This window comes from Paenarthrobacter sp. CC6, from assembly GCF_040560085.1.
Taxonomy (GTDB): domain Bacteria; phylum Actinomycetota; class Actinomycetes; order Actinomycetales; family Micrococcaceae; genus Arthrobacter; species Arthrobacter nicotinovorans.
On the sequence record NZ_JARDAN010000038.1, the window covers coordinates 1 to 5,714 of the forward strand.

The 5,714-nt window shown below is 55.5% G+C and carries 3 rRNA genes; all 3 read left to right on the forward strand.

From position 1 onward, the window contains the following. Positions 1 to 194 precede the first annotated feature (194 nt). The 3 genes from PV760_RS21305 to rrf all read left to right on the forward strand — a co-directional run bounded on the left by PV760_RS21305 (position 195) and on the right by rrf (position 5,665). Positions 195 to 1,713: ribosomal RNA gene (locus PV760_RS21305) — 16S ribosomal RNA — on the forward strand. Between the two features lie 545 nt (positions 1,714 to 2,258). Then, positions 2,259 to 5,402 (forward strand): 23S ribosomal RNA (locus PV760_RS21310). A gap of 146 nt (positions 5,403 to 5,548) precedes the next feature. Beyond that, positions 5,549 to 5,665 (forward strand): 5S ribosomal RNA (gene rrf, locus PV760_RS21315). Together the 16S, 23S and 5S rRNA genes form the textbook arrangement of a ribosomal RNA operon. The last annotated feature ends 49 nt before the right edge of the window (positions 5,666 to 5,714 follow it).

Genomic DNA, 5,714 nt, shown 5'->3' on the forward strand with positions numbered 1-5,714 from the left:
GTCTGTTGTTTGAGAACTCAATAGTGTGCCAAGTTTGTTGATACCGATTGTTTTATTGATTGGTTGAATTTTGCCAGGTTGCTGCGCACCCCCGTGTGTGGTGGTCTGGTTTTCAGCTGGTTTCGAATTTTGTGCAGCCGTGTTTGCCGTTATTTCCGGTGGGTGTGGTTGTGTCTGTTTGATTTTGTTTTACTTCAACGGAGAGTTTGATCCTGGCTCAGGATGAACGCTGGCGGCGTGCTTAACACATGCAAGTCGAACGATGATCCCAGCTTGCTGGGGGATTAGTGGCGAACGGGTGAGTAACACGTGAGTAACCTGCCCTTGACTCTGGGATAAGCCTGGGAAACTGGGTCTAATACCGGATATGACTCCTCATCGCATGGTGGGGGGTGGAAAGCTTTTGTGGTTTTGGATGGACTCGCGGCCTATCAGCTTGTTGGTGGGGTAATGGCCTACCAAGGCGACGACGGGTAGCCGGCCTGAGAGGGTGACCGGCCACACTGGGACTGAGACACGGCCCAGACTCCTACGGGAGGCAGCAGTGGGGAATATTGCACAATGGGCGCAAGCCTGATGCAGCGACGCCGCGTGAGGGATGACGGCCTTCGGGTTGTAAACCTCTTTCAGTAGGGAAGAAGCGTAAGTGACGGTACCTGCAGAAGAAGCGCCGGCTAACTACGTGCCAGCAGCCGCGGTAATACGTAGGGCGCAAGCGTTATCCGGAATTATTGGGCGTAAAGAGCTCGTAGGCGGTTTGTCGCGTCTGCTGTGAAAGACCGGGGCTCAACTCCGGTTCTGCAGTGGGTACGGGCAGACTAGAGTGCAGTAGGGGAGACTGGAATTCCTGGTGTAGCGGTGAAATGCGCAGATATCAGGAGGAACACCGATGGCGAAGGCAGGTCTCTGGGCTGTAACTGACGCTGAGGAGCGAAAGCATGGGGAGCGAACAGGATTAGATACCCTGGTAGTCCATGCCGTAAACGTTGGGCACTAGGTGTGGGGGACATTCCACGTTTTCCGCGCCGTAGCTAACGCATTAAGTGCCCCGCCTGGGGAGTACGGCCGCAAGGCTAAAACTCAAAGGAATTGACGGGGGCCCGCACAAGCGGCGGAGCATGCGGATTAATTCGATGCAACGCGAAGAACCTTACCAAGGCTTGACATGAACCGGAAAGACCTGGAAACAGGTGCCCCGCTTGCGGTCGGTTTACAGGTGGTGCATGGTTGTCGTCAGCTCGTGTCGTGAGATGTTGGGTTAAGTCCCGCAACGAGCGCAACCCTCGTTCTATGTTGCCAGCGGTTCGGCCGGGGACTCATAGGAGACTGCCGGGGTCAACTCGGAGGAAGGTGGGGACGACGTCAAATCATCATGCCCCTTATGTCTTGGGCTTCACGCATGCTACAATGGCCGGTACAAAGGGTTGCGATACTGTGAGGTGGAGCTAATCCCAAAAAGCCGGTCTCAGTTCGGATTGGGGTCTGCAACTCGACCCCATGAAGTCGGAGTCGCTAGTAATCGCAGATCAGCAACGCTGCGGTGAATACGTTCCCGGGCCTTGTACACACCGCCCGTCAAGTCACGAAAGTTGGTAACACCCGAAGCCGGTGGCCTAACCCTTGTGGGGGGAGCCGTCGAAGGTGGGACCGGCGATTGGGACTAAGTCGTAACAAGGTAGCCGTACCGGAAGGTGCGGCTGGATCACCTCCTTTCTAAGGAGCTGCTTGCAATGATTGGTGCCCTGCATGGGGTGTCTGGTTGTTGTCAGTGTTGCCCATTGCGCAGGCGTTTGTTCTGCGGTGGGTGCTCATGGGTGGAATATCAACGAATCATTTTTTTGGCATGGCTTTCGTGGTTGTGTCCTGGTGCTAGTACGGCGGTTCGTGCTCCTGCTTTGTGTGGGGGTGTGGGTTGTTGGGAACGTGTCCGGGGTGCGGCTGGTGGGGGTTGTGTTTGGCGCACTGTTGGGTCCTGAGGCAACAGGACCTTTTTGCAGCAATGCAGGGGGGCACTTCTGGTGTTTCTTTTGTTCCTGCAGCCGGTTCCTCCGGTCTTTGTGTTGCGGCCTGCGTGTGTGGGTTGTGGCGGGTTGGGGGGTTGGTTGATGGGGTTGTTGTTTGAGAACTACATAGTGGACGCGAGCATCTGGGACATACACGCTTTGGTGTGTGTGTTCCATACAGCAATTTCTTATGAATGAACCTTGGGCCGTAGTGGCTCGTGGTTCTCTCGAGTAAGTTTTTGATCATGTTTGTGTGGTCAAGTTTTTAAGGGCACACGGTGGATGCCTTGGCATTAGGAGCCGAAGAAGGACGTAGGAATCTGCGATAAGCCTGGGGGAGTTGATAACCGAGCGTTGATCCCAGGATGTCCGAATGGGGAAACCCCGCACAACGCTGTCATGGTGATTGTGTGACCCGCATCTGAACACATAGGGTGCGTGGGGGGAACGCGGGGAAGTGAAACATCTCAGTACCCGCAGGAAGAGAAAACAAGAGTGATTCCGTTAGTAGTGGCGAGCGAACGCGGATCAGGCTAAACCGTTTCCATGTGTGATAGCCGGCGGGCGTTGCATGGGCGGGGTTGTGGGACTTTCCGTTCTGGTTCTGCCGGGCCAGTGAGGTGAGAGTGCGTGCATAGGTGAACGGTCTTGAAAGGCCGGCCAGAGAGGGTGTGAGCCCCGTAACCGTAATGTTGTGTGCCGCCTGGAGAGTATCCCAAGTAGCACGGGGCCCGAGAAATCCCGTGCGAATCTGTCAGGACCACCTGATAAGCCTAAATACTTCCTAATGACCGATAGCGGACCAGTACCGTGAGGGAAAGGTGAAAAGTACCCCGGGAGGGGAGTGAAACAGTACCTGAAACCGTGTGCTTACAATCCGTCGGAGCAGTCTTGTTACTGTGACGGCGTGCCTTTTGAAGAATGAGCCTGCGAGTTAGTGTTACGTCGCGAGGTTAACCCGTGTGGGGTAGCCGTAGCGAAAGCGAGTCTGAATAGGGCGAGTGTAGTGGCGTGATCTAGACCCGAAGCGGAGTGATCTACCCATGGCCAGGTTGAAGCGACGGTAAGACGTCGTGGAGGACCGAACCCACTTCAGTTGAAAATGGAGGGGATGAGCTGTGGGTAGGGGTGAAAGGCCAATCAAACTCCGTGATAGCTGGTTCTCCCCGAAATGCATTTAGGTGCAGCGTTGCGTGTTTCTTGCCGGAGGTAGAGCTACTGGATGGCCGATGGGCCCTACAAGGTTACTGACGTCAGCCAAACTCCGAATGCCGGTAAGTCAGAGCGCAGCAGTGAGACTGTGGGGGATAAGCTTCATAGTCGAGAGGGAAACAGCCCAGACCACCAACTAAGGCCCCTAAGCGTGTGCTAAGTGGGAAAGGATGTGGAGTTGCGAAGACAACCAGGAGGTTGGCTTAGAAGCAGCCATCCTTGAAAGAGTGCGTAATAGCTCACTGGTCAAGTGATTCCGCGCCGACAATGTAGCGGGGCTCAAGTACACCGCCGAAGTTGTGGATTTCACACAGTACCCTAGCCTTCGTGGTTCAGGGGTGTGGAGTGGTAGGGGAGCGTCGTGTGGGCAGTGAAGTCGCGGTGGAAACCAGCGGTGGAGCCTACACGAGTGAGAATGCAGGCATGAGTAGCGAAAGACGGGTGAGAAACCCGTCCGCCGAATGATCAAGGGTTCCAGGGTCAAGCTAATCTGCCCTGGGTAAGTCGGGACCTAAGGCGAGGCCGACAGGCGTAGTCGATGGACAACGGGTTGATATTCCCGTACCGGCGAAAAACCGCCCATGCCAAGCGGGGGATACTAACCGCCCGGAGCCTGCCCGCTCACCCTTGTGGTGTTGTGGGTTTTGGCCGAGCGCGGGACCTGATCCCGGGAGGTAAGCGTATTAACAGGTGTGACGCAGGAAGGTAGCCGGGCCGGGCGATGGTTGCCCCGGTCTAAGGATGTAGGGTCAGGGATAGGCAAATCCGTTCCTGTGTGCTTCGAGCACGTTCCTGAGATCTGATGGGACTCCCGTAAGGGGGGATCCGGTGATCCTATGCTGCCAAGAAAAGCATCGACGCGAGGTTTTAGCCGCCCGTACCCCAAACCGACACAGGTGATCAGGTAGAGAATACCAAGGCGATCGAGAGAATTATGGTTAAGGAACTCGGCAAAATGCCCCCGTAACTTCGGGAGAAGGGGGGCCTGCCCCGTGATGGAGACTTGCTTTCCGTGAGCGGGTGTGGGCCGCAGAGACCAGGGGGAAGCGACTGTTTACTAAAAACACAGGTCCGTGCGAAGTCGCAAGACGATGTATACGGACTGACTCCTGCCCGGTGCTGGAAGGTTAAGAGGACCGGTTAGCCACTTGTGGCGAAGCTGAGAATTTAAGCCCCAGTAAACGGCGGTGGTAACTATAACCATCCTAAGGTAGCGAAATTCCTTGTCGGGTAAGTTCCGACCTGCACGAATGGAGTAACGACTTCCCCGCTGTCTCAACCATAAACTCGGCGAAATTGCAGTACGAGTAAAGATGCTCGTTACGCGCAGCAGGACGGAAAGACCCCGAGACCTTTACTATAGTTTGGTATTGGTGTTCGGAGTGGCTTGTGTAGGATAGGTGGGAGACGTTGAAACCCGGACGCCAGTTCGGGTGGAGTCATCGTTGAAATACCACTCTGGTCACTTTGGACATCTAACTTCGGCCCGTGATCCGGGTCAGGGACAGTGCCTGATGGGTAGTTTAACTGGGGCGGTTGCCTCCTAAAAAGTAACGGAGGCGCCCAAAGGTTCCCTCAGCCTGGTTGGCAATCAGGTGTCGAGTGTAAGTGCACAAGGGAGCTTGACTGTGAGAGAGACATCTCGAGCAGGGACGAAAGTCGGGACTAGTGATCCGGCGGTACATTGTGGAATGGCCGTCGCTCAACGGATAAAAGGTACCTCGGGGATAACAGGCTGATCTTGCCCAAGAGTCCATATCGACGGCATGGTTTGGCACCTCGATGTCGGCTCGTCGCATCCTGGGGCTGGAGTAGGTCCCAAGGGTTGGGCTGTTCGCCCATTAAAGCGGTACGCGAGCTGGGTTTAGAACGTCGTGAGACAGTTCGGTCCCTATCCGCTGCGCGCGCAGGAAATTTGAGAAGGGCTGTCCTTAGTACGAGAGGACCGGGACGGACGAACCTCTGGTGTGTCAGTTGTACTGCCAAGTGCATCGCTGATTAGCTACGTTCGGATGGGATAACCGCTGAAAGCATCTAAGCGGGAAGCTCGCTTCAAGATGAGATTTCCATACACATTATGTGTGAGAGGCCCCCAGCCAGACCACTGGGTTGATAGGCCGGATGTGGAAGCGAGGACTAAAGACTCGTGAAGCTGACCGGTACTAATAGGCCAACAACTTACACCACACACAAAACACTGCACGCGTCCACTATGTGGTTCCCGAACAACAACCGTTCCAGGAACCAACAACAACAACTACATAACACCACAGTTGTAACCACAAGCTTCCCACCCACCCCCACACCAACGGGGTCGGGACGGGTAACAGAGTTACGGCGGTCATAGCGTGGGGGAAACGCCCGGTCCCATTCCGAACCCGGAAGCTAAGACCCACAGCGCCGATGGTACTGCACCCGGGAGGGTGTGGGAGAGTAGGACACCGCCGGACAACCATTAACGAAGAGCCCCAACCACGGTTGGGGCTCTTCCATTTAACA